Source organism: Myroides injenensis M09-0166 (assembly GCF_000246945.1).
Classification (GTDB): domain Bacteria; phylum Bacteroidota; class Bacteroidia; order Flavobacteriales; family Flavobacteriaceae; genus Flavobacterium; species Flavobacterium injenense.
The window spans coordinates 21,040-46,570 of sequence record NZ_BAEX01000016.1 but is presented as its reverse complement, the minus strand read 5'-3'; the positions used below and the strand labels follow the sequence as shown (position 1 = coordinate 46,570).

Here is a 25,531-nt window from a genome sequence, read left to right as displayed (position 1 = left end):
TTTTTTTGGTATCCATAAAGGAATTATTTTGCTTGTGTAAATTCTAAGTTTACTGATACTTTAACGTCTTTTGCAATTGCTTGTCCTGATGGATCGTAATTTACGTCAAAATCAAAACGATTAATTGTAGTTGTAGCTTGGAATCCTAACTTACTGTTTCCTTGTCCATCATCTTTTAGTAAACCTCCATAAGTTAAATCAAATGTTACTGGTTTAGTAATATCTCTAATTGTTAAGTTACCTGTAAGTTTATATTGATCTTTTCCAGTTTTCTTAATTGATGTACTTTCAAATTTCATAGAAGGATATTTCTCTGCATTAAAGAAATCATCTGTTTTTAAATGATTATCTCTCATTTCTACTCCTGTATTGATACTATTGATATCTACAGTGAAATTAAAAGTTCCTTTTGTTATATCATCTGCTGTTCCATCGAAAGTGCCTTCATATTTGTCAAAACGACCATCTACAAAAGAAATTCCTAAATGTTTTACAGAGAAGTTAACAAAAGAGTGCATATTATCAACATTCCATTTTGTCTGACCAAATGTAGCTACAGAGATTAAAGTTGCTACAAATAATAAAGCTATTTTTTTCATGATATAAAAATTTTATTGTTTTGTTATTTGATTACAAACCTAATATTAAACTAAGAGATAAGCACTTAATCTACATTAAGAAAGTAAATTACAAAAAAATATTTAATTTTTAAAGGATTGAATATGACTTGATTATTTGTTTGAAAACAAAAGGGTTGCCTCATAGACAACCCTTTTACATATTTATATTTTCAATTAATGACTATAACATTTTCTTTAGCCAATTTTTCATTGAAACTTCATTTTCAATGATTGATTTAAGATCTGCAATCGCAACGCGGTCTTGTTTCATTGTATCACGATGACGAATAGTTACAGTTTTATCTTCTAATGATTGGTGATCAACTGTAATACAGAATGGAGTACCTAATGCATCTGCACGACGATAACGACGACCTACAGCATCTTTTTCATCATATGCTACATTAAAGTCCCATTTAAGATCTTCTATAATCTCTTGTGCTAATTCTGGAAGACCATCTTTTTTAACTAATGGTAATACGGCTGCCTTAGTCGGAGCTAGTACTGATGGTAATCTTAATACTGTACGTGTAGATCCATCTTCTAAAGTCTCTTCTACTAAAGATTTCGAGAATACAGATAAAAACATACGGTCTAGACCTACAGAGGTCTCTACTACGTATGGTACGTAAGAAGAGTTTGTCTCATTATCAAAAAATTGTAGCTTTTTGCCTGAGAATTTCTCATGTGCTTTAAGGTCAAAATCTGTACGAGAGTGAATACCTTCTAATTCTTTAAATCCGAATGGGAAGTTAAACTCAATATCAGTAGCTGCATTAGCGTAATGTGCTAATTTCTCATGGTCATGGAAACGATAATTTTCAGCTCCCATTCCTAAAGATAAGTGCCATTTATAACGAGTGTCTTTCCAGTACTCGTAATATTTCATTTCTTCTCCTGGCTTAACAAAGAATTGCATTTCCATTTGTTCAAATTCGCGCATACGGAAGATAAATTGGCGAGCAACAATCTCGTTACGGAAAGCTTTACCAGTCTGAGCAATTCCAAAAGGAATTTTCATGCGACCTGTTTTTTGAACGTTAAGGAAGTTTACAAAAATACCTTGTGCAGTTTCAGGACGTAAATATAAATCCATTGCTGAATCAGCAGAAGCACCTAGCTTAGTACCAAACATCAAATTAAATTGACGTACTTCAGTCCAATTTTTAGAGCCAGTATCTGGATCAGCAATTTCTAATTCTTCAATTAATGCTTTCACGTCAGCTAAATCGCCAGTATCAAGACCTTTAGCCATGCGCTCAAGAATTGCTTTTTTCTTTGCAAGATATTCTACCACACGAGGGTTGGTAGTTATAAATTCTTGCTCATCAAAAGCTTCTCCAAAGCGTTTTTTTGCTTTTTCGATTTCTTTTTGAGCTTTTTGGTATAATTTTTCACAGTAATCTTCTATAAGAACATCTGCTCTATATCTCTTTTTACTGTCTTTATTATCTATTAATGGGTCATTAAACGCATCTACGTGACCAGAAGCTTTCCAAGTAGTAGGATGCATAAAAATTGAGGCATCTATTCCTACAATATTTTCGTGCATTTGTACCATAGATTTCCACCAGTACTCGCGAATGTTTCTCTTTAACTCAACACCATTCTGAGCGTAGTCATATACTGCGCTTAGACCATCGTATATTTCGCTAGATGGAAAGATATAACCATACTCTTTAGCGTGCGAAATAACGTTCTTAAAAATATCATCTTGTTTTGCCATACTGCAAAAGTAATAAAAGACTTTAATAATAGAAACTTCAAAAACAGCATTTTGATGTTATTAGTACTAAGATTATTGTCTTTTTTGTATTAAATAAATAGTTACTGTTAGTATTCTAATCAAAGTTAGAAAATATTCACGTTTTTCCTATTTCTAACTAGGAATAAGTAGGTTGGTTTTTTTATTAAGAAGATGTGTTTCTTGAATGTTTTGGAGCTAGATGACTTGCAAATTTTGAGATGAGTGATATCGATTGTATTGACAACAATTCAAAACCTCTAAAAGACCACTTCAATAAAGAGAACATTTTTCAGGGTAGTGTTGGAAAACTATAGTTTTATTTAAAGGCCTGGTTATAGTAGTTGCAATACAAAAAATTCCTCTCATCCCTTTTTGTAAAATTAAGTATTCACAAAAGAAAAGAGGAGAGGAATTTAGTTGTAATAAAGTGCTGTCTGAACTATCTAGTAATTGATTGTATTAGATCCAATCTTTTGATCTGAAGTTTTTTAATGTCTCTATGTATTGGGTCATCTCTTGGGGCGTACCTAGTGTAATACGCGTCCATTCTGTTAATGGTGGGAATGGGCGGCCTACTATAATACCCGCATCTTTCATACGATCTATATACTCTTGTGGATCTCCTTTTATGCGATGAAAAATGAAGTTCCCATGACTAGGTAAGTATTCAAGCCCTAAACCATCTAGTGCATCTGTGGTGATCTTCATAGAGTCCTGATTCATTTTTAAACTTTTAGATATAAAGTCTGTATCTTGAATAGAAGCTATACCAGCTACTGCTGTAAGCGTATTTACATTTAAAATTGACATATAAGGGACTAATTCTTTTGCCAATTTAGGAGTAGATATACCATATCCTAAGCGTAGTCCTGCCATTGCAAATATTTTAGAAAATGTTCGTAACACGATGACATTATCTCTTTCTTCTTTCACAAAAGACAGTCCACTAACAAAGTTTTTGTCAGTAATATATTCAGCGTATGCCTCATCAATCATAAAAAACTGCTTAGCCATATTGGCTTGTTTTACCCAGTCCTCAATAGTCACAGAGGAGGTCAATGTACCAGTTGGATTATTAGGATTGCATAAATAACAGATTGATATTCCATTAAAGTTATCAGCAATGGCTTTCATTTTTTTGATATCCATCTGGTAGTTTTCATTAAGTGGTACATAGACTACGTTAATGCCAATAGCTTTTGCGTGTTCAGCAGCTAAAAAAAAGGAAGGGTCTGGAGTTATTAACTGTATCTTTTTTCTTTGTTGCAGTGCATCTATTCCTAATTTATTGATGACAGCACGTATAATGTCTGATGAGCCAACACCTAATGTTATTTCATCTGCTGTTACATGATAGGTAGATGCGATCGTTTCTTTTAATTCAATGATATAGTCATCAGGATATCTATTGACTTTTTGAATATGATCTGCAATCTCTTTCTGTGCTTTAGGAGATAAACCTAGACTATTTTCATTGTAATGTAAATACAATGGTTCATCATTTGTAGAAAATGAAGTAGGCACTTCACTTATTTCTTTTAGAACATTTCTTGCTGCAAGTCCCTGAGTAATAATTGTTCCAGCAAATAAAGTTCCTGATAGTTTTAGAATGTCTCTTCTATTCATAGTAGTATTTTTAACGGTTAACAGTTTTTGATTATTAAGGTAATCATAAAAATAACACAATATCACCTAATAATAGTTGATAGAACAAAAGTTTTTACTCTTATTTATGCGAAAAATATAATTATTACTTTTTTATAGGAGTTGTTTTTTTACATTTATCTCTTAAAATAGAAACTCTTATTTTAAGAGATAAATGAATAGTTATCTATAAGATAACTATTCATTTTCTTTTATTTATTCATCTTCTTCTGTATTCTTTAATTTCATTAAAAGTGTATAAGCACCTTTATCAACAATTTTTTTACCATCTAATTCTGGACTATTTTTTATTTGAATAAACCCATCTTCTTTTGCTCCTATTTTTACGGGAATCATTTGATATGTTTGTTTTTCTACTTCTACAAAGACAAAGTTTTTACCCTCGTAATACACCACACTTTCTTCTGGCAATGCTTTTGTTAATACGGAGTGCGTATCAATATCAGCATTCATGTACATTCCAGGAAGCAGTTTTTTATCGAATTGATGGAAATGGCAATGAACTTCTGTTATTCCTTCATTGTTAACATCCATGCTGATAATAATTATCTCTCCTTCATATTTTTTAGAAGGGTCATTGTTTGTATAGCTTACCACGCGTTGACCTATTTCTAGTTTGTCAACATCTTTCTCATATACTTTTAGATTTAGATGAATATCAGATGGATTAATAAGGTCAAACATAATATCTGAAGGGGTAACATATTTACCTATGTTTACATAGGTATTGCTTACAAAACCAGTTATAGGACTATAGATCGATATTGATTTACTTATATTATCGTGTGTAAGTTTTTCAGGATTAATATTGATTAAACTTAGCTGTTGGGCAAGTGCATTCATAGTGATATGCTGTGTGTTCATTTCATTAAGTGCTTGTTGTAACACTTTGTCGCTACTAGCTTTATTGACATTAAGCTCTTTTTGGCGATCATAATCTAGTTTAGCTATTTCATATTTACCTTTAGCAATTAGGTAATTTTGTTGCAATAAGATATATTGTGGATCTTCCATTGTGGCAATAAGTTGCCCTTTGGTTACCTGCATACCAGGCAATAGTTTAGTGTGCTTTAGATACCCACCAAGTGGGTTTGTAATAGAAACTAAGTTTTGTGGTGGTACATCTATTTTACCATTTAGTTTTAATGTTGTGGCTATTTGACGTTCTGTTAGTGTAGTCGTTACTATTTCTACATTTTTAAATTGAGCATCTGTTAATTGAACTATAGAATTTTCTTCTTTTATATTTTCGATTTGCTCAGTTTCTGTTTCCCCTTTTTTGCATTGGGAGAAAAAGAAAATACTGCATATTGAAGTAATAAGATAGAAGATTTTAATATTGATATATTTTGATTGCATGGCTCTAATTATTAGGTGTTAAGTAGTTGATTTTAATTATATTGTCATTGTACATTTTTAAGGCTTCCAAATAGTTATTTAAAAACGTTAGCGCTTGATTTGTTAACATGACATATTCGAGATAATTAATTTCTCCATTTATATATTGCAATTCAGCTGTTGTAAGGAATGCCGCAGTGTTTTTCAGAGTGATTATTTCATAGTTTTCTAAAATGACTTGGTTGTTATTATGAGAAGTTAATAGTTGTTGATAGTAATTAGCCATATTGTCTTTAGTAACTTCTAATTCGGCTTCGGCAACTGATACCGCTTTTTTTGCTGCTTTAATTTTTGAATGCTGTCCAATAGAAAATAGAGGTAATGATATACCAACTTGGAAAGAATTAAATCGATCGCTTCTGTCGTAATAAACATCATTAGAAGCTAATCCCATAAAGCTACTGTTGGAATAATTTAGTTGTAAATTAGGAAGCTGTTTTGCTTTCTCCACTTTTGTTTGTTCCTCTGCAATCTCATGATTTTGTTTTAAAAGTTGAAGATTTGGATTTTGTTCTAAATCTTCTGGTACTAATGTGAGTATTGCTTTTTTGTCAGTTATTTCAGGAATGATATTATCCTCTGTATTGACTAAATATTTTAGTTGAAGTAATAGTAATTCAATTGATTTATTCACTTCTGCTAACTGCGTTTGGATATTGATTAATTGATTTTGTGCAGTTAGTTTTTCCATAATATTACTTTCTCCTTTTTCTAATCTTAGAGCTGCTTTTTCATAGAAATTAGTATACATGCTATCCGCTCTTAATAGTAGTTGCTTTTTCTCTAGCCAATAAGAGTAGTCATAATAAGTTTGAGTAATTTCTTTTTTGAGTTCGTATACTTTTAAATCTAGATTATATATACTTTTTTGCCATTCCGCTTTATGTACATTTTTTTGTTTTTTGTAAATAGTAGGAAAGGCTAGTTCTTGTGAAATAGAAAATTTGTTGTCTGTATATGGACCATTTATTTGACCAAACTCAGTAGAAAGAACAGTTTGATTAATATCTATTGCAGAGTTTACAAATGCCTCAGCGTATTCTGTTTTTAATTTTTCTGTTCGTATTGTTTTATTATTATCTATTGCCTTTGTAATTGCCTGCTCTAAAGTAACAGAGGTTTGTGCCTGAGTACTCAGTCCTATTAAGAGGAAGCTTGCTATTATTACTGCTTTCTTCTTTCTCAGGAAGTTGAATTTTAGACGTTGTTCAAAAGTGATATACAATAAAGGGAGTACAAATAAAGTTAGAAAAGTAGCAAGTAATAATCCTCCTATAACAACGGTAGCTAATGGGCGCTGTACTTCAGCTCCTGCACCTTTACTTAATGCCATAGGTAAGAAACCAAAAGAAGCTACACAAGCAGTCATTAATACTGGTCGAAGTCTTGTTTTTGCTCCTCGAATGACTACAAAGACTATATTGTTAATACCGGATTTATGTAATCTATTAAATTCCGCAATTAATACAATTCCATTCAATACTGCTACACCAAATAATGCAATAAAACCTACGCCAGCACTAATACTAAATGGCATTCCTCTAAGGGCGAGTAAGAATACCCCACCAATAATTGACAATGGAATAGCTGTAAAGATCATTAAACATTCTCTTACATCTCTAAAGGCAAAAAATAGTAAAACAAATATTAAAACTAAGGCAAGTGGAACCGCAATAGCCAAGCGAGACTTCGCTTCGTTGAGGTTTTCGAATTGTCCTCCATACGTGATTTGATATCCTGATGGTAATGTGATTTGTGATTCCACTTTATTCTGCAATTCTTCTACAATGCTTTGTACATCACGTCCTTTAATATTAAATCCTACAAATATTCGTCGTTGCGCATTTTCTCTTTGAATTTGATTAGGACCTTCTTTTATATCTACTGAAGCGAGTTGATTTAGTGGGATTTGCCCTCCAGAAGGGATAGGAATTAGTATGTTTCTAATGTCTTCAATACTTTTTCTGTTTTTTTCATCCATGCGCACCACCATATCGAAACATTTTTCTCCTTCGTAGACCATACCTGTACTTTGTCCTGCTAATGAAGCGTTAACTACTTTGTTAATTTCATTGATTGACAATCGATATCTAGCTATAGCTTGTCTATTATAATCTATTAGTAATTGAGGCATTCCTGTTATAGGTTCTACATATAAATTAGTTGCACCTTGAACAGTATTAATTATTGAAGCAAGTTTATTTGCTGTAGAAGCTAATGTGTCTAAGTTTTCACCAAATACTTTTACTACTACATCTTGTCGTGCTCCTGTCATTAATTCATTAAAACGCATTTGAACAGGAAATTGAAAGCCTACCGTTATACCCGGTACTTCCTCTAATGCTTTCCCCATCTTCTCTGCTAATTCAGGAAAAGAAGAGGCTGAAGTCCATTCGCTTTTATCTTTTAAAATGACCATCATATCGCTAGCATCCATAGGCATTGGGTCAGTTGGGATTTCAGAGTTACCGATTTTTGTAACTACTTTTTCTACTTCTGGGAAGCGAGTTGTTAATATATGGACTGCCTTTTGTGTACTCTCTATAGTTGTAGTCAGATTACTGCCATTTAATACTTTTGTGTCAACGGCAAAGTCTCCTTCTTCTAAAGAAGGAATAAACTCTCCTCCTAAATTAGTTAATATATAGATTGCACTAATAAATAGTATAGTTACAATAGCATACACTACTTTGGATAACTCCATTACCTTTACTAATGCACGTTCATATATTTTCTCTAGTTTGTTTAATAGACGTTCAGAAAGATTAGGTTTATGTGCTACTTTTCTGCTCATTATAAGTGAACTCATCATTGGGATATAAGTAAGCGAAAGGATAAAAGCTCCTAATAATGCAAATGCTACAGTCTGAGCCATTGGCTTAAACATTTTACCTTCAATACCTTGTAAAGTTAGAATAGGAATATAGACAATTAGAATAATGATTTGCCCAAATACAGCACTATTCATCATTTTTGAAGCTGAATGAACAACTGTCTTATTCATATCTTCTTTTGTTAGATTGACCATTTTCTTGAACCTAGCATTATGAGAGAACTGATGTAATACTGCCTCAACGATAATAACTGCTCCATCGATAATTAGCCCAAAATCTAATGCTCCTAAACTCATTAAGTTTCCACTTACTCCAAATAAGTTCATCATACATATAGCAAACAACATTGCTAAAGGTATTACTGAAGCAACAAGTAGACCTGCTCTAAAATTTCCTAGAAAAAGAACTAAAACTAAGACAACAATTAATGCTCCTTCTGCTAGATTTTTTTCTACTGTTCCGATAGCATTATTTACCATTTTAGTACGATCTAAAAAAGGCTCAATGACAACTCCTTCAGGTAATGTTTTTTGTATTTCAGCAACTTTTGCTTTTACATCTTTGATGACATCGTTGCTATTAGATCCCTTTAACATCATGACTATTGCACCTGATACTTCACCTTGATCATTATAAGTCATCGCTCCATATCGAGTAGCATGACCTATATTTACTGTAGCGACATCTCTTATTAGTAGAGGTAATTCATTTTGGTTTGAAGTAATTGCAATATTCTCAATATCTTCAATTGTAGAAACTAATCCTTCAGTTCTTATATAAAGTACAGTAGGTCCTTTCTCTATATAAGCACCCCCAGTATTTTCATTATTATTCTCTAGAGCTTCGAAAACATCATTAATTGTTATTCCATAAGCATCTAATTTATTAGGGTTTATAGCAATTTCATATTGTTTTAGTTTTCCTCCAAAGCTACTGACTTCAGCTACCCCTTTTACGGATAACAATTGTCGACGCACTACCCAATCCTGGATTGTACGAAGTTCTGTTAAGTCAAATTTATCTTCATATCCTTTTTCAGGACGAACTACATATTGATAGATTTCACCCAGTCCAGTAGATATTGGTCCCAATTCAGGTTGTCCAATTCCTTGTGGTATATCATCTTTGACCTGTTGAAGTCTTTCGGTAACTTGCTGTCTAGCCCAATATACATCAACGTCTTCTTCAAATACAATAGTAACTAGTGAAAGCCCAAAACGTGAAAAGCTACGAATACTCTTCATGCCTGGAATATTACTATTTGCTTGTTCTATTGGGAAAGTCACAAGCCTTTCTATATCTGTAGCACCATAGGAAGGGGCAACAGTAATAATTTGTACTTGATTATCTGTAATATCTGGGACTGCGTCTATAGGAAGTTTTGTGGTCTGGTAAATACCAATACCAACTAGGGCCAATACAAATAGGCCAATGATGAGTTTATTCTTTACAGAAAACTCAATTATTTTATGTAACATAATTAATGTTTGTTAATACATTATAGAAATACACTACGCATATACAAGTGTTTGTGAAACATCTTGTTATGAATAGTTGTTTGTAAAAAAAATGATATGTATTAACAAGTTTTAGGCGGTTGCCAAATGGAAGATAGATAAGTACTCTCTACTTCATCTTCATTGAAAGCATGAATCTTTGTATGGGTTGTATTTATCTTTATACGGTTTATTTTGATTGTGGGAGCAGGGGTTACAATACCAACAAAAGTAATAATGTGTGCATGAGATACAAAAGGTAGCTTTTCATCAATTGGATCTCCTTCTTCTTTGTGACTTTCGCTATAATGTATTTGTAAAAATCCCCAGATACTCAACTCAGGATTATGTGATTTGTGTTCAACATAGTGCTCCACCAATAATGGAAATTTCAACAACTGACCGAACTCAGTAGTTGAAACTAAAAAAATCAGCATAAATAATATGGCTATTTTTCTTCTCACTTTGATGGGTTAAACTTATATAATAGTTATTATGTTCTTTGAACGCTGCAAGTTAATAAATTGATGTTAGTTATAAGGCTAATTATTATTTTTTAATATTATTCTAATATTTTCTAAAGGACAGAATTTATTAATCATTGCTTATATAAAAAGTAATAGGCTATTTATATAAGCAATGTCGTTTTAGGAATTCTTACTATTAAAAGGTTCGAAATTTCGCTCAGTAAAAGCCTCGGTTAGAATATTTGAAGAGCATAACCATTTAATCGCTTCGTTTAAATTATTGCCAATGGAGTATATCATTTCTTCATATCGAGGAAGGATATAATATTTGTTTTTATAATAAATCAACTCATCACCATCAAATGTATCACCTATGCATATTGAATTTAAAACTTCTTCTTTTGTAAGTATATCTTTACCTTCTTCCCAAAAGTAGTATTCATTAATACGGTCTAACCATTGCTGCTGATTAGATTGAATAATATGTGGTAGATAAATTCGAATATATGTACCTCCTAATATCCCACTGCCATAAGTAGTGACATATTCTTTGTAGTCTTCTTCAAAATTACAATGAAGTATATTCTCACAATTTAAAATATCTTCTTTTTCTGCAAGTATTAGTGAAGTACTATTGGTTTGATAATTTGGTATTATTGTAAAACAATCTAATGGCATAAGTTTTTTAGATATAATTATTTTCTATGTTATTTAGCCCTTGTCTTAATTCTAGATTTAGTAAAAACTGTTCATCTGCAGGGATTAAGCGTATGGTACTTTCATCTAAGTTTTTTCCTTCAGCTGTCCATAGAGGAGGGGCAAAATTAAAAACTTCATCTGCACTTATCTCTCTTAAATCTTGTTCTTCGTTTTTCCAATGAAAGCCTTCATAAAACTGCTCAATATTTCCAGAAAAGAAAAAATTGATTAATTGCGAATAATTGACGTCTAAGGGTTCAAAGTCTAATGTATCTGGTGCAAAATAGTAGATATTTCCGACATCCTTACCTAGTATTCCACCATTAATACAGAAATACCCACCTAGTACATCATCAGCAACTAAAAGAAAGCCTGCTTGATCAACAAGTTCATGAGTTGATTTGTTTTTATTCCATTCAGGTAGTGAGCGTTTTAACTTTGTAGATCCACTGCCAAGAATACGTATCCAGCCATTGTTGACAAGTATACCTCCTGTTTCATAAATAATTGCTCCCATTGGAGAATGAGTGGTAACCTGAGTGTTATATAAAGCTAATTCTGCCTGTTCTTTTGAAATTACAGGTAATACTTCTATTGGTCTCGTAGCTTCATTTATCCACTGTTGAACAAGTTCCCAACTGGATTCTTCGCTGTTAATTAATTCGCTAATTGGTCGCATAAATATCTTTTGTGTGTTGTTAAAAGATAAAGATAATAATTATTATATAGCGAGGTAAAACATACAGGAAAAATATAGATTACAAATATTTGTAGTAATAAGGCTAGCCTTATAGTTAATAAATATCGGCTATTATATTAGTCGGTTCTATAAAGTATATAGATAGAATAGATTTTAATGATAAAATAACTAAAACACTTAAAATTGCAATGCTAGCAATAGCTATCTTTCTTGATGACAATGTAAGAGATACGATGCTTAAGGTTAAAGCAATCAAAAATGTTATTCCAATAATAGCCGTTGCATATTGTGTTACTGACGGATATAAGAATAATAATAAACAACAAGAAGAAATTATAAAACTCCCTATACTTAGAAAAGGTCTGTTTTTTGTTTCACGATAAAATGAATTATTCATAGCAAAAATATTTTGAGTGGCTATGTTTGTTTTTTTATAGTGTTTTGTTCAATTGCTTTGCAAAGTTATAATTTATAATTAAATAAAATCAAATAATTTAACTAATGTTTTATTGTAGTGTTGTTTGTTTTGGTAAAAATATAAGTTTAGTATTCTCTTTAGTTGAATTTTTTAAATAAGAAATACGACACAAAGCGAATATTTGTGTCGTATTTCTTATTTACATGCACATTATAAAGGAATATTTCCATGCTTACGTTTGGGTGCTTTTGTTTTTTTATTTTCTAACATAGCAAAAGATTTTAATAATTTTCGTCTCGTCTCATTTGGTAAAATGATTTCATCAATAAAACCTCTTTGAGCAGCTTGATAAGGAGTTGCAAACTTACTTGCATATTCTGCTTCTTTTTCTGCAAGTTTTTCTTTAGGATTATCTGCCTCGCTAATTTCCTTTTTAAATATAATTTCACTAGCTCCTTTTGCTCCCATCACGGCTATTTCAGCATTTGGCCATGCAAAGTTCATATCGGCTCCTATGTGTTTTGAATTCATCACGTCATATGCACCACCATAAGCTTTTCTTGTAATTACAGTCACTTTAGGGACAGTAGCTTCACTTAAAGCATATAGTAATTTTGCACCATGCACAATAATACCATTCCATTCTTGATCCGTTCCTGGTAAAAAGCCAGGGACATCTACAAGGACTAATAATGGAATATTAAAAGCATCACAGAAACGCGTAAATCTCGCTGCTTTAATAGAACTATTAACATCTAAACAACCAGCTAAAAACATCGGGTTATTTGCAACTATGCCAATACTTTTTCCTCCGAGTCTTCCAAAGCCAACTACAATATTTTCTGCGAAATTTTTATGTATTTCAAAGAAAGAGTCTTCATCTATTATATTTAGAATTACTTCTTTCATATCATACGGTTTATTCGAACTTTCAGGAATAATATTATCTAAAGTATATCTTAGTTCATCAGTAATAGTATAAGTTGTACTTGGTGTTTTCGACTTATTGTTTTGAGGTAGGTAAGACAGCAGAGTCTTTATATCCTCTAAACACGCCACATCATTTGATGAGGTGGTATGGGCTACTCCTGATTTTGTAGAATGGGTAATAGCTCCTCCTAATTCTTCTGAGGTTACTTCTTCGTTAGTTACTGTTTTTACAACGCTAGGCCCAGTTACAAACATATAACTTGATCCCTCTACCATCATTGTAAAATCGGTCATAGCTGGTGAATAAACCGCTCCTCCTGCGCAAGGTCCCATAATGGCAGATATTTGTGGAATAACACCTGATGACATTACATTTCTATGAAAGATATCAGCATAGCCAGCTAATGAACGGACTCCCTCTTGAATGCGGGCGCCTCCAGAATCATTTAATCCAATCATAGGTGCCCCATTTTTTAATGCCATATCCATTATTTTGCAGATTTTTTCAGCATGTGTTTCTGATAATGCTCCTCCAAACACTGTAAAGTCTTGTGCAAAAATATAGACTAAACGCCCATTTATAGTTCCATAGCCTGTTATTACACCATCTCCATAAAACACTTCATTTTGCATATTAAAATCTGTTGTACGATGTGTAACGAACATTCCTATTTCTTCAAAGGAGCCTCCATCCATAAGATATTCTATACGTTCACGAGCAGTTAACTTACCTTTTTTATGTTGTGTATCTATTCTGTGCTTTCCACCACCTAATCGCGCTTCAGCTTGCAGTTCTTGTAATTTTTTATTATTTGCATTCATAATTTTTTGTGTGGTTAGTTTGGTAATTTTAGTTGTTTTTGATCTTCAAGATATTTCTGAAGTGCGATATAAGCAGCTATTTCTGCTTCTTCTTGATGTTGTTTTTTCAAGAGTTCACTATTGTAATACTTTTTCACAAAGTTGGTATCATATCGTCCTTCTTTAAAGGCATTATGTTCCATTACAAACTTACCAAAGGAGAGGGTTGTGCTTATTCCTTTTACTTTGTAGTTATGAATTGCATTAATCATTAATTGTATTGCTTCTTCACGAGTATTGGCATAAGTTATTAATTTAGCTAACATAGGGTCATAGTAAATAGGGACGTCCATTCCTTCATCTATTCCATTGTCAACTCTAATGCCTTTTCCATTAGGAAGCTTATATTCTTCTAGAAATCCTATACTAGGAAGAAAATCATTTAGCGGATCTTCCGCATATATACGCAATTCAATGGCGTGCCCTTTAATTTTTAAATCACTTTGTTGAAAGGGAAGCTTTTCACCACGTGCAATACATATTTGCATTTCTACTAAGTCTAATCCTGTAATGGATTCTGTAACAGGATGTTCTACTTGTAGTCTTGTGTTCATTTCAAGAAAGTAATAGTTGAGGTTTTCATCTAAAAGAAATTCAACAGTACCAGCGCCAACATAATTACAGGAAGCAGCTACTTTTATTGCAGCTTCTCCCATTTGTTTTCTAATAGTATCACTTAAAACAGAGGAAGGGGCTTCTTCTATTACTTTTTGATGGCGTCTTTGTATGCTACATTCTCTTTCAAATAGATGGACTATATTACCAAATTGATCTGCTAGTATCTGTATTTCAATGTGACGAGGAGAAGCAATATATTTTTCTATAAAGACAGAACCATCACCAAAAGCATTAGTCGCTTCTGAAATAGCTCTATTCATTTGTGATTCGAATTCACTTTCATCTTCTACTATACGCATTCCTTTTCCCCCTCCTCCAGCAGATGCTTTGATCAAAACAGGAAAGCCTATTGTATTAGCTACTTTTTTGGCTTTTGCAATATCAGTAATTGCTTCGTCTAATCCTGGAACCATTGGAATATTATAAGCTTTCACGGTTTCTTTGGCAGCAAGCTTTGATCCCATAATTTCAATAGCATGTGAATTAGGACCAATAAAAGTAATTGAGTTTGCTTCGCAAGCTATCGCGAAGTCAACATTTTCACTTAAGAAACCATATCCCGGATGTATTGCATCAACTTGAAGTTTTTTGGCAATTTCAATAATCTTATCTGCTAATAAATAAGATTGATTGGATGGGCCTTCACCTATACAAACTGCTTCATCAGCCATTTTTACGTGTGGGGAATTGCGATCAATAGTTGAGTAGATAGCGACAGTTTTAAGTCCCATCTTTTTTGCTGTAGACATAATGCGTACAGCAATTTCGCCACGATTGGCAACTAATATTTTTTTCATAATTACTCGAATTCAATTAAAACTAATCCTTTATCGACGGCATCTCCTTTAGAAATATTGATAGATTTAATCTTCCCTGCTCTAGGCGATACAAGGTTGTTTTCCATCTTCATTGCTTCTAAAATTAGGAGGTTGTCATTTTCTAAAACCTCTTGTCCTTCTACCACATTTATGTCTAATATTAGCCCGGGCATAGGAGCTTTTATAGAGTTTACTTGTTTAGAAGAATTTACTGAGAAGCCTAATTGATTGATTAGTTTATCAAGCTCTGTTTGAATTGCAACGGAGTATAAGTTGCCATTTACAGAAATCAAGTAATTTTTTTGATTGAATTGTTGAGATAGGATTTCCGCCTCATACGATTTGCAATTTTTAAGCACATGGTATGAGGAGGAGCCTACGTTAGCTGTATTAATGTCAGTACGTAATAAATCATCACTCTGAAAAACAGCATCTCCATTTACTTTTAGTAGATACTTTTTATTCATTTTATTTAATAGTTTTTGGTATTAGTAAATATAAATAAATGTGTGAGATATAAAAAGGATATGGTTTTTTTGATAACTTTTTTACGTTTTTATAAATAATTTTATAGTGAAGGCGTCTTGACTTTTGCAAAATAAAGAAGGGTAATAGAAATTTATGCCGCTAACCAGACAAAACTTATAATCCTGGATACCATATACTCCTCGCAGATAGTATAGAATTAGTTATAGTTTCACACTATCCTCCTCCAAAAAGGGATTTAAATCATAAGTCTACTTCATGAGGTAATTAAGGCTATATGCTATAAATTAAAAAGGCATGATAACTTCATCTTTCTATCGGTTCTCCAATTTATTACAGCTGTTTTCTTTTTAAAAATTAATTATTGAAGTACTAAAATGATTCGTGGAATTAAATATTCCACATATGCCTTTATGACTATAGAGGGTATGATTTTTTCAACAATGCTTCAACGCTTCTTCAAGATTCCTTCAACAAATAGTCTTCTATATGGAGCAATCATGGGGAAGTGTTGAAGAAGTGTTAAAGGAATTAGCTCTAATGCTTATGAACACTGGCTTTAGCAAGCATTGAAAATTTTACCCAATATATTACTTTTTAGGTAATGTATTGTAATTTAGGCAGATATGTTTTTTTGGGTTAAAAAAAAGTGAGGTGTTTTTTTGTTCGGTAAGCGATAGATCAGATGGCACATGATCGAGTTGGACGGTATGAAATTTTATGGATTTTATCTTTATAGAACTAAAGGAATTTCAGATAACTAAAAAGTCAAGATAAGTTCAGTACAATGATAGGATTGTTAGTAAATAAGTAGGAGGTAAGGTTTCGTCTATATTCTAATAATAGAGAAGCTTTTTTAAAATCGGAATATTTGAAAATAAAAAATCCAGAGAGAAATCCCTCTGGATAATTATATATATTTTTTAATGAAGTGGTTATTCTGGAATTACTCGTTTTCAGTATCTCCTTCTAGTGGATTCCAGCCTCTTGCTTTTAATGGTATTTTGGTATTTGCTCTTGTAATTAGATGCGTTCCTTCACTTTCTTGAGTAGTATGACCAATTATAGTTAAGTTTGGATTTCCTTTTATTTTTTCAAAGTCATCCATTTTAATAGTAAACAATAATTCATAATCTTCTCCTCCATTAATAGCCATGGTTGTAGAATCAATATTGAATTCTTCACATGTGTTGATAAATTGAGGATCTAAAGGAAGTTTGTCTTCATAAATATTGCACCCCACTTTAGATTGTTTACATAAATGCATTACTTCAGAAGATAAACCATCTGAAATATCTATCATAGAGGTTGGTTTTATATCTAAATCCTTTAGCAATTGTTTAATATCAGTTCTTGCTTCTGGTTTTAGTTGTCTTTCTATAATGTAGTCATATTGTGTAAGGTCTGGTTGATTATTAGGGTTCACAAGAAATACTTGTTTTTCTCTTTCTAATATTTGTAAGCCCATGTAAGCAGATCCTATATCTCCAGAAACTACTATCAAGTCATTATCATTAGCACCACTTCTATAAATAATATCTTCTTCTTTTGCTTTCCCAATAGCTGTTACACTAATGATTAAACCTTTTTGAGATGAAGTTGTATCACCACCGATTAAGTCAACTTTGTAATGTTTACAAGCAAGTGCAATTCCAGCATATAATTCATCCAATGCTTCTAGTGGAAAGCGATTAGAAACAGCAATTGATACAGTCACTTGTGTAGGGACTGCATTCATGGCAGCAATATCCGATAAGTTTACAACTATAGATTTATAGCCAAGGTGTTTTAGTGGAGTGTATGATAAATCAAAATGAACACCTTCAATTAGTAAGTCAGTAGAAACAATAATTTTTTCATCATCAGGTGAAAGTACTGCTCCGTCATCACCAATACCTTTAATTGTTGTTGGTTGTTCAATTGTAAAGTCTTTAGTCAAATGGTCAATAAGTCCAAATTCCCCAAGCTGCTCTAAGCTTGTTCTAGATTGGTTTTTATTTTCGATCATTATTATTTCTTTTTATGTTACAAAGGTAAAAAGAAAAGGTGATAGTTTTGGCTATCACCTTTTCTAACTTAATCTAACTTAGGTCTATTAAACTTCGGAAAGTAACCGTTTACAGTATTAAAATCATCTTTTAAAGAAGCATAAAGAGTTGGGTCATTTTCTTGAGTAATCTCTATTAACTGTCTCCAGATTTCTATTTGCTCTACGATGTCATTCATATAATAAACTTGGTCTTCAAGATTTAATCCAGCGTAATACATAAGTTGTTGCTTATGTTTATTACCTACTTGTTTTGCCAAATCGCGTGCTTTTTCTTTATCACCAACTACATAATATCCTTCTACGAATGGTTGTAATAGCTGGTAATATCCATAATATTCTAAAGGCATATTCTCCATCGCTATATTGATCACATCTTTAGCCTTTTCATATTTTTCTTCCACCAAAAGCTGCTCCATTAAGCGAGCTAGATTTATTCTATAGCTTAGAGCGTTTCTTCTTGTTTGAGGATCGTGATAAATATTATCGCTTCCCATATTACCCCAATACCAAGACTTAACAGTATTATACATTCTGTCACTATCTATACTTCCAAGATCTATTGGGTGCCCAGATTGTGATGATTGTTTTAAAGGTACTAATTTGTAGATTAATCCATTTAATTGTAGATAATCTTTCATCCAAATGAAGTCATCATTGTTAAAGCTACCTCCAGAGAAGTAGATAGGTCTTTCCCAATTATTATTAGCAATGATATCTAACATTATTAAACGATGTTTATAAATCGCTTGGTCAGTAATGTCTACATTTAGAGTATCTAATACTTGGTCTCTTAAATAAGGAGAAACAATATTGTATTTTGCTATATTCTCTTTATTAACAGGAATACTTATTTTATTAGTTGGTGCTATATACAATGTTGTTCCTGCTTCTGTCTTAGTTTTTAAACGTGGGTCTTCAGAGCGAATAAAGTCCATAAATAATTTAATATCTATTCGCTCTTCAATCATTGTATTGATGAATACAGCATCACGTTTATTTCCAACATACTGATCATGTGTAAAACTAATAGGTAGAGGTTCAGATTTATAAGCTTTCGCTTTCATCTGATCGATATACCAATCTAAAGGCAATAGACTAGTACAAACGACTCTAACATCTGTTCTATAACCTTCTATTTCTTGTAGATACCATAATGGGAAAGTGTCATTATCTCCGATGGTAAATAAAATAGCATTTTCATCACATGAATCTAGATATGCTTTAGCATTAGCTAATGCAGTGTATCTATTAGAGCGATTGTGATCATCCCAGTTCTGTTGTGCCATTAATATTGGCGCAGCAAGTAATGAAATACCTACTACAGCTGGACCTACAATTTTTGGAGAAGCAAATCTGCGCAATCCATCATATATTGCAAATACACCAAATCCAATCCACATTGCAAAAACATAAAATGCTGGAACTACTGCGTAATCACGTTCACGTGGTTCAAAAGGACGCTCATTCAAGAATATTTTTAATGCAAAACTTGTAAATAAAAATAGAACCAAGAGTACCCAAAACATTTTTGGGTCTTTTCTATAATGAAATACAATACCAATTACTCCCAGTATAAAAGGTAAGAAAAAGTACATATTTCTACCTTTGTTGTTTAATGCATCATCTGGGAGATTTTGTTGTGATCCTAAGCGTATTTCATCTAAAAATGTAATTCCACTTATCCAGTTACCATGTGATAAATCACCTTGACCTTGAATGTCATCTTGGCGACCAACGAAGTTCCACATCAAATAACGCCAAAACATATATCCAAATTGGTAGTCAAACATAAATGACATATTACTAGAGAATGAAGGAACTTCAATATCTAAGTATTGTCCATATTGATCAAAGAATTTATCTAGTCCTTCAAGTCCAATTTCTCCTTTTGCAAAACCTTCTTTTACCCCTTTTGTTAGTTCAACGATTTGAGCTAATTGAGGATATTCTTTTGCTTTTAATTTATATTCATATTTAACATCAAAATCTAGAGGCTTAGTATATCGCATATAATTTATACGATGACTTTTATCCGTACTCCAAAGTCTAGGTAAGAATCCTTTGTGTACTTGACTATAATTCTGACCAGCATTTTCCCATTCATTAACGATTACATATTTACCTGTTTTGTAATCTCTTTCATAATTGGGTTTTTCGTCTTTCCAAGGATTGTTCTCGTCTAAACCAACATATTTTTTTGTAAAGTAAGAATCGTAATAAATACTTTCCTCACCATATTGTTCACGTTGATAGTAAGCTAATAATTCTGCAGCATCAGAGGGAGTGTTCTCATTTATTGTTACATTAGCATTAGCACGTATTGGCAACATCACCCAAGAAGTTAATCCTACACATACAAATAGTAATGCTAATATTACTGTATTTGCAGTTTTGTAATTTTTTTTCTTAGTAACCTTTAAAGTTATAACGAAAAAAGCTACAATTAGTAAAAATGCAAATATAGTTCCACTGTTAAATGGTAAACCTATAGTGTTAACCATAAAAATCTCTGATTTACCGAATAAAGCTAGAAGCTTAGGAAATAAGAAGGCAAATAAGAAAAATAGAACAGCTACAGCTGCTATATTGGCAATTATAAAGTTCTTAATGGTTACTTTTTCATATTTTTTAAAGAAGTATAACAATACTATTGAAGGTATAGTTAGTAATGCCATTAAGTGTACGCCAAAAGAACATCCTGCAACTAATGCAATTAATAATAACCATTTGTCTCCTCTAGGTTGATCTAAATCGTCTACCCATCGTAAACCTAAATAAAGCAAAAGGGAAATAAGAAACATAGCTGAAGCATATACTTCGGCCTCAACTGCATTAAACCAGAAGCTGTCTGAAAAAGTAAAAGCTAGTGAACCTACAGCAGCACTTCCTAATACTACAAATGCATTTGCGTTGTCAAATTGTGATGCTTTGGTAACTATCTTTTTTAATAAATTAGTAATACTCCAGTACATAAATAAAATAGTAAATGCACTTGAGAGAACAGCTACCATATTTACCATTAAAGCTATTTTTTCAGGTGAGGAAGCAAACATTGAAAAGAATGCACCTAACATCTGATAAAAAGGTGCCCCAGGTGGGTGCCCTACTTGTAATTTAGCAGAGGTCGCAATATATTCTCCTGGATCCCAAAAACTAACAGTTGGTTCGACAGTTAAAGTATAAGTGATTAAAGCGATAAGGAAGCATATCCAACCTCCTATAATGTTCCACTTTTTGTAATTGAATGTTAACATAAGTGTAATTGCTTGATTTTTTTAGATTTTACAAATACAAAGAAAAGGTTTTTTTTTGAGTTGGAATAGAAAATTAGAAATATTTAATTTTTTTGACCGCTAAAATTTGGAGAATATAAAAATAGTATTACTTTTGCATCCGCAATACAGAAACAATTACGTTTAATATTGTTAAGGTATTGGCCTATGGTGTAATGGTAACACAGCTGATTTTGGTTCAGTCGTTCTAGGTTCGAGTCCTAGTAGGCCAACAAAGCTTTCTTTAAAAAAGGGAGCTTTTTTTATGAGGACTCTGTTAAAGTTGAAATATTGAAGATTGATAATGAATTAATTAAGAAATAGTGATGCAAAATTGCATTTTTATTTTTGGTTTATTCGTAAAATATACTAGCTTTGCAACCGCAATACAGAAGTATTCTTGCTTAGTGATTGCTTAGGTAATGGCCTATGGTGTAATGGTAACACAGCTGATTTTGGTTCAGTCGTTCTAGGTTCGAGTCCTAGTAGGCCAACAAGAAACCTCTTTTAACGAAGGGGTTTTTTTATTACAAAAAATATCCATTTTTATTTAATAAATAAAAAGGTCGAAGCTTGTAAGCTTTCGACCTTTTTATGTTTATGACCTTTCTTAATTGTGATCTTTAAAATTAGGTTTTCTCTTTTCTAAGAAGGCTGTAGTACCTTCTTTGAAATCTTCTGTTTCGAAGCATTCTCCAAAGAATTTAATTTCTTCGTGGTAACCATTAACGTTTTCTTTGAAGTTTGCATTAATGGCTTTAATTGCTCTCATAATTGCACTTGCAGAGTTGTTTGCTATCTTAGACGCTAGTTTTTTTGTAAAAGGTAGTAATTCTGCTTGTTCAACTACATGATTAACTAAACCGTAAGCTAATGCAGTTTCAGCCGTAATCATTTCAGCACTCATAATCATTTCCATCGCTCTACCTTTTCCTACAAGCTGAGTAAGACGTTGTGTACCTCCATACCCGGGTATTAATCCTAGAGTAACTTCTGGTAAACCCATTTTTGCATTAGTAGAGGCTGTTCTAAAATGTGAAGCCATTGCTAGTTCCAATCCTCCACCAAGAGCAAATCCATTTACTGCAGCAATAACAGGTTTGTTATAATTTTGTATGTAGTCAAATAGTAATTCTTGACCTTTAGCTGCTAATGTAGCTCCTTCTTTTAGGTTAAAATCTGAAAATTCTTTTATATCAGCTCCAGCTACAAAGGCTTTTTCCCCACTACCAGTGATGATTACTACACGGATGTCGTGATCTTCTTCTAGTTCAACTAATGCTTTGTGAAGTTCTTTAATAGTTGGTTTGTTTAATGCATTAAGCTTTGTTGGTCTATTAATCGTAATGACGGCAAGCTTTTCTTCTTTTTCAATTAAAATATTTTCAAATTCCATAATATATTGATGTTTTTTATGTGTTTATTATTGGTAATGTTACAATAAACGTTGTTCCTACGTTTTGTTCTGTTATAAACGTAATTGTACCATTATAATTTTCTACTATATTTTTTATAATACCTAAACCAAGTCCCATACCACTAGTTTTAGTTGTGAATTTTGGCTCAAATATTTTTTCTTTATCGGCATCAGTTATTCCAGAGCCATTATCAGAAACCTCTATGATTACTTTATCTCCTTTTTTCAGGATAGTAACATCTACTTGTGGAGATTCTTGTGTTTCTGGAATAGCTTGTATGGCATTTTTGACTAAGTTAGTAATTATCCTTATTAGTTGGGTACGATCTATCTTAGATGTGATTTCTTTATGAGGACAATTAAATTGAATAAAAGGCTCATTAAAGATATCTACAGCCAGTCTTACAGTCTGAACCACATCTATTGTTTCGTCTTTTTGTGCAGGCATTGAAGCAAAGCTTGAGAAAGCTGTAGCTACTGCCGTCATTGTGTCTATTTGTTGAATAAGTACTAATGAAAATTCTTTTAGTTTTTCTCTTATATTGGGATCACTAGGGTCAAAACGTCTTTCAAAACTCTGAACAGTTAGTCGCATTGGAGTTAAAGGGTTTTTAATTTCATGTGCAACCTGTTTTGCCATCTCTCTCCAGGCTCTCTCTCTTTCTGTCTGTGCTAGTTTTTCATAACTTTCATGAAGTTTATCGACCATGCTATTATAAGCTTCTATTAGCGCAGTAATTTCCTTACTCGTAGATGTGTTTTCTATTTTCTCATTTTTTTGTCCAAATTGAGTACTTGTTATTTTTATACTAATATCTCTTAGATTTTGAATGATATAGTTAGAAAGAAAGTAAGAAATAGCAATAGACATAATTAGCATTATGATATACACTTGCCCAAATTTAATCATGAAGTTTTGAATTTCACTCTCGTAGAATTCTGTATTTTCTTCATAAGGAATCTTTATAATACCTAAAGGCTTAAAGCGAGCACCTCTTAAATACATATAAGATACTCTTACTTTTTTATTGCCTATTTGTTGTATATCTACAAAACGTTTGTTTTGAGAGGACTGTATTGTTTTTAATATTATTGGGGAAATACTAGTGGGAAGACTATCTATTGAAAAAGTTCCTTTTGATGAAATAAGGAGATGACCTTTTAAGTCGTGAATATTAATCTCAGTATCATGTATTGCTGCTAATTCGTGTATTTTATCTTTAAAGATTAAAGGGATATTGGCAGTAGAGAGGGGATAGGTAGTAGTTTTTAATATATAATTTATATTTTCATTAATTGCTGTTTCTTTTCGTTCCAGCCTATATTGATGATAGATGCGAGCTTCTTCCCTGAATTGATATACTGACACAGCAGATATCAATACAGAGGAAATGATGCTCAAGAATATTAGTGAGAAGAATATTCTATTTCGCAAGGAGAAATTCTTCAATAAAAATTCATCTTTCATTATTATCTGTTGCGTTCTCTTACTTTTTTATAGTATTTGATACCTATCATTAGTAATATAGACAAGCCAACTAAGCCGACTACACCATAAATCCAATTTAAAGCACTCTTTAAAATTACTAAAAATACGACAGAAAATAAAATAAGTGTAGCTCCTTCATTCCATAATCTGAAATAAGAGGAACTTTTAGTCATTGTATTAGCATTGATTTGATTGACATATTGCTGACATTTTAAATGATAAGCAATCAGTAATACAACAAAAAGTAATTTGACATGCATCCAAGGAATACTTAGTAAGGCTGGATTATAGATAAGCATACCAACTCCAAATCCTGTTGCTAAAATGGCAGCAGGCCATGTAATAATATTCCATAGCCTGTTTGTCATTATAGTGTATTGTTTTGTCAATATATCTTTTTCTAATTTACTTTTATTTGCTGCTTCTGCATAGTAAACAAATAGCCTAACAATATAAAATAGCCCTGCAAACCAGCAGACTATAAAAATAATATGTAATGCTTTTAGATATAGGTATAACATATGTTATTTATTTTGCCATTCTTTAATCCAAGTAACTAATGCGTCTATCCACATTTCATCTTCATTTAAGCATGGAATTGTTCTGAATTCTTGTCCACCTCTTTGTAGGAATTCATCATGAGCTTGCATCCCTATTTCCTCTAATGTTTCGAGACAGTCAGCTACGAAAGCAGGGGTTGCAACTGCTATTTTTTTCATTCCTTTTTCTGCTAATGAATTTACTGTAGCATCTGTAGGTGGCTGAAGCCATTTGTCCATTCCAAGTCTTGATTGAAAGGAGATAGTATATTTATCCTTAGGGATATTTAGTTTTTCTACTACCTGGCGTGTTGTTTCAAAACATTGATGTCTGTAGCAGAAATCGTGAGCTTTAGAGGGAGTTGAACAACATGAACCGTCAATCGTACAATGACTTTTTGTTACATCTGATTTTCTGATATGACGTTCAGGAACTCCGTGATATGAGAATACAAGTTGGTCGTAATCAAATCCTTCCAAGTGTGTTTTGATGGAATGAGCTAAAGCATCGACGTATTCTTTTCTATTGTAGAAAGCTGGGAAACTAGTAACTTTCATTGATGGAAAGTTTTTTTGTCTTACCTGTTCAGCTAGTACATCGATAGTTTCAGTAGTAGCCATTGCAAATTGTGGATATAGAGGTATCATTAAGACATCGTCTACTCCTTTTGCATGTAATTCTGCTAATCCTGTTTTTATAGATGGTTCTCCATAGCGCATTGCTAGGGCTACTGGGATATCTAATTTTTCTTGTACTTTTTTATGTTGCCTTTGAGAGATTACGATTAATGGCGAACCTTCTGGCCACCATACTTTTTCGTAAGCCTCTGCTGATTTTTTAGGTCTAGTATTTAAAATTATTCCTTTTACAAGTAAAGCTCTTAAGATATAAGGCATATCGATTACTCTACTGTCCATTAAGAATTCACCTAGATAAGGTTTTACGTCTTTTGCTGTAGGTGATTTAGGAGACCCTAAGTTTACTAATAAAATACCTTGCATTGTTT

Annotated in this window: 18 protein-coding genes and 2 tRNA genes; 3 read left to right on the top strand and 17 right to left on the bottom strand. The window is 32.3% G+C overall.

All coding sequences use genetic code 11. The features are described from left to right. Window positions 1–23: 23 nt before the first annotated feature. From RH98_RS04330 to RH98_RS04295, 8 genes are all read right to left on the bottom strand, one after another. On the bottom strand, window positions 24–599 hold the full coding sequence (locus RH98_RS04330; RefSeq protein WP_010250902.1) for a YceI family protein: 576 nt from the start codon (window positions 597–599) through the stop codon (window positions 24–26). A 202-nt stretch (window positions 600–801) separates the two neighbouring features. Beyond that, window positions 802–2,346, bottom strand: coding sequence for a glycine--tRNA ligase (locus tag RH98_RS04325; RefSeq protein ID WP_010250899.1), 1,545 nt, complete (start codon window positions 2,344–2,346; stop codon window positions 802–804). 480 nt (window positions 2,347–2,826) lie between these two features. After that, entirely contained in the window at window positions 2,827–3,993 is a 1,167-nt protein-coding gene (locus tag RH98_RS04320) for a pyridoxal phosphate-dependent aminotransferase (protein ID WP_010250897.1), read from the bottom strand. Window positions 3,994–4,227: 234 nt separating this feature from the next. Continuing rightward, window positions 4,228–5,391 (bottom strand): efflux RND transporter periplasmic adaptor subunit, encoded by a 1,164-nt coding sequence (locus tag RH98_RS04315; RefSeq protein WP_010250895.1) that lies wholly within the window; start codon window positions 5,389–5,391, stop codon window positions 4,228–4,230. Window positions 5,392–5,395: 4 nt separating this feature from the next. Continuing rightward, window positions 5,396–9,742: a CusA/CzcA family heavy metal efflux RND transporter gene (locus RH98_RS04310; RefSeq protein WP_010250892.1), complete on the bottom strand. Its 4,347-nt coding sequence runs from the start codon at window positions 9,740–9,742 to the stop codon at window positions 5,396–5,398. A 101-nt stretch (window positions 9,743–9,843) separates the two neighbouring features. Beyond that, a complete protein-coding gene (locus RH98_RS04305) occupies window positions 9,844–10,197 on the bottom strand; it encodes a hypothetical protein (protein WP_010250890.1) in 354 nt (117 codons plus the stop codon). Between the two features lie 210 nt (window positions 10,198–10,407). Further along, window positions 10,408–10,905, bottom strand: a complete 498-nt coding sequence (locus RH98_RS04300; RefSeq protein WP_010250888.1) for an SMI1/KNR4 family protein — start codon at window positions 10,903–10,905, stop codon at window positions 10,408–10,410. Between the two features lie 7 nt (window positions 10,906–10,912). Then, complete coding sequence (locus RH98_RS04295) at window positions 10,913–11,605, bottom strand: DUF2625 domain-containing protein (RefSeq protein ID WP_010250886.1); 693 nt, start codon at window positions 11,603–11,605, stop codon at window positions 10,913–10,915. 209 nt (window positions 11,606–11,814) lie between these two features. On the opposite strand from RH98_RS04295, the gene RH98_RS04290 reads away from it, so the two are divergent. Then, window positions 11,815–12,009, top strand: coding sequence for a hypothetical protein (locus tag RH98_RS04290; RefSeq protein ID WP_010250883.1), 195 nt, complete (start codon window positions 11,815–11,817; stop codon window positions 12,007–12,009). Window positions 12,010–12,254: 245 nt separating this feature from the next. On the opposite strand, the gene RH98_RS04285 is transcribed toward RH98_RS04290, so the two are convergent. From RH98_RS04285 to RH98_RS04265, 5 genes are all read right to left on the bottom strand, one after another. Next, window positions 12,255–13,796 (bottom strand): acyl-CoA carboxylase subunit beta, encoded by a 1,542-nt coding sequence (locus RH98_RS04285; protein WP_010250881.1) that lies wholly within the window; start codon window positions 13,794–13,796, stop codon window positions 12,255–12,257. A gap of 14 nt (window positions 13,797–13,810) precedes the next feature. Then, on the bottom strand, window positions 13,811–15,250 hold the full coding sequence (locus RH98_RS04280; protein WP_010250879.1) for an acetyl-CoA carboxylase biotin carboxylase subunit: 1,440 nt from the start codon (window positions 15,248–15,250) through the stop codon (window positions 13,811–13,813). 2 nt (window positions 15,251–15,252) lie between these two features. Continuing rightward, window positions 15,253–15,738, bottom strand: coding sequence for an acyl-CoA carboxylase biotin carboxyl carrier protein subunit (locus RH98_RS04275; protein ID WP_010250878.1), 486 nt, complete (start codon window positions 15,736–15,738; stop codon window positions 15,253–15,255). Between the two features lie 965 nt (window positions 15,739–16,703). Further along, window positions 16,704–17,765, bottom strand: a complete 1,062-nt coding sequence (gene thiL, locus RH98_RS04270) for a thiamine-phosphate kinase (protein WP_010250876.1) — start codon at window positions 17,763–17,765, stop codon at window positions 16,704–16,706. Between the two features lie 68 nt (window positions 17,766–17,833). After that, a complete protein-coding gene (locus RH98_RS04265; RefSeq protein WP_010250873.1) occupies window positions 17,834–21,061 on the bottom strand; it encodes a glycosyltransferase family 117 protein in 3,228 nt (1,075 codons plus the stop codon). Window positions 21,062–21,241: 180 nt separating this feature from the next. Here RH98_RS04265 and RH98_RS04260 point away from each other — a divergent pair. After that, window positions 21,242–21,312, top strand: a tRNA-Gln gene (locus tag RH98_RS04260). A 190-nt stretch (window positions 21,313–21,502) separates the two neighbouring features. Then, window positions 21,503–21,573, top strand: a tRNA-Gln gene (locus tag RH98_RS04255). Between the two features lie 116 nt (window positions 21,574–21,689). Here the strand turns inward: RH98_RS04255 and RH98_RS04250 are convergent. Genes RH98_RS04250 through hemH form a run of 4 tightly spaced genes read right to left on the bottom strand, consistent with a single transcriptional unit; the run spans window position 21,690 to window position 25,526 of the window. Beyond that, the gene (locus RH98_RS04250; protein ID WP_010250872.1) at window positions 21,690–22,475 is read right to left on the bottom strand and encodes an enoyl-CoA hydratase/isomerase family protein; all 786 of its coding nucleotides are present in this window, start codon (window positions 22,473–22,475) and stop codon (window positions 21,690–21,692) included. 16 nt (window positions 22,476–22,491) lie between these two features. Then, window positions 22,492–23,964: a sensor histidine kinase gene (locus RH98_RS04245; protein ID WP_010250870.1), complete on the bottom strand. Its 1,473-nt coding sequence runs from the start codon at window positions 23,962–23,964 to the stop codon at window positions 22,492–22,494. A 2-nt stretch (window positions 23,965–23,966) separates the two neighbouring features. After that, entirely contained in the window at window positions 23,967–24,506 is a 540-nt protein-coding gene (locus RH98_RS04240) for a CopD family protein (protein ID WP_010250868.1), read from the bottom strand. A gap of 3 nt (window positions 24,507–24,509) precedes the next feature. Further along, the gene (hemH, locus tag RH98_RS04235; protein WP_010250866.1) at window positions 24,510–25,526 is read right to left on the bottom strand and encodes a ferrochelatase; all 1,017 of its coding nucleotides are present in this window, start codon (window positions 25,524–25,526) and stop codon (window positions 24,510–24,512) included. Window positions 25,527–25,531 lie beyond the last annotated feature (5 nt).

Bases quoted from the DNA above. Each gene is read 5' to 3' on its own strand.
- RH98_RS04330 (WP_010250902.1), bottom strand. From the start codon at position 599: ATGAAAAAAATAGCTTTATTATTTGTAGCAACTTTAATCTCTGTAGCT.
- RH98_RS04325 (WP_010250899.1), bottom strand. From the start codon at position 2,346: ATGGCAAAACAAGATGATATTTTTAAGAACGTTATTTCGCACGCTAAA.
- RH98_RS04320 (WP_010250897.1), bottom strand. From the start codon at position 3,993: ATGAATAGAAGAGACATTCTAAAACTATCAGGAACTTTATTTGCTGGA.
- RH98_RS04315 (WP_010250895.1), bottom strand. From the start codon at position 5,391: ATGCAATCAAAATATATCAATATTAAAATCTTCTATCTTATTACTTCA.
- RH98_RS04310 (WP_010250892.1), bottom strand. From the start codon at position 9,742: ATGTTACATAAAATAATTGAGTTTTCTGTAAAGAATAAACTCATCATT.
- RH98_RS04305 (WP_010250890.1), bottom strand. From the start codon at position 10,197: ATGCTGATTTTTTTAGTTTCAACTACTGAGTTCGGTCAGTTGTTGAAA.
- RH98_RS04300 (WP_010250888.1), bottom strand. From the start codon at position 10,905: ATGCCATTAGATTGTTTTACAATAATACCAAATTATCAAACCAATAGT.
- RH98_RS04295 (WP_010250886.1), bottom strand. From the start codon at position 11,605: ATGCGACCAATTAGCGAATTAATTAACAGCGAAGAATCCAGTTGGGAA.
- RH98_RS04290 (WP_010250883.1), top strand. From the start codon at position 11,815: ATGCTAGCAATAGCTATCTTTCTTGATGACAATGTAAGAGATACGATG.
- RH98_RS04285 (WP_010250881.1), bottom strand. From the start codon at position 13,796: ATGAATGCAAATAATAAAAAATTACAAGAACTGCAAGCTGAAGCGCGA.
- RH98_RS04280 (WP_010250879.1), bottom strand. From the start codon at position 15,250: ATGAAAAAAATATTAGTTGCCAATCGTGGCGAAATTGCTGTACGCATT.
- RH98_RS04275 (WP_010250878.1), bottom strand. From the start codon at position 15,738: ATGAATAAAAAGTATCTACTAAAAGTAAATGGAGATGCTGTTTTTCAG.
- thiL (WP_010250876.1), bottom strand. From the start codon at position 17,765: ATGATCGAAAATAAAAACCAATCTAGAACAAGCTTAGAGCAGCTTGGG.
- RH98_RS04265 (WP_010250873.1), bottom strand. From the start codon at position 21,061: ATGTTAACATTCAATTACAAAAAGTGGAACATTATAGGAGGTTGGATA.
- RH98_RS04250 (WP_010250872.1), bottom strand. From the start codon at position 22,475: ATGGAATTTGAAAATATTTTAATTGAAAAAGAAGAAAAGCTTGCCGTC.
- RH98_RS04245 (WP_010250870.1), bottom strand. From the start codon at position 23,964: ATGAAAGATGAATTTTTATTGAAGAATTTCTCCTTGCGAAATAGAATA.
- RH98_RS04240 (WP_010250868.1), bottom strand. From the start codon at position 24,506: ATGTTATACCTATATCTAAAAGCATTACATATTATTTTTATAGTCTGC.
- hemH (WP_010250866.1), bottom strand. From the start codon at position 25,526: ATGCAAGGTATTTTATTAGTAAACTTAGGGTCTCCTAAATCACCTACA.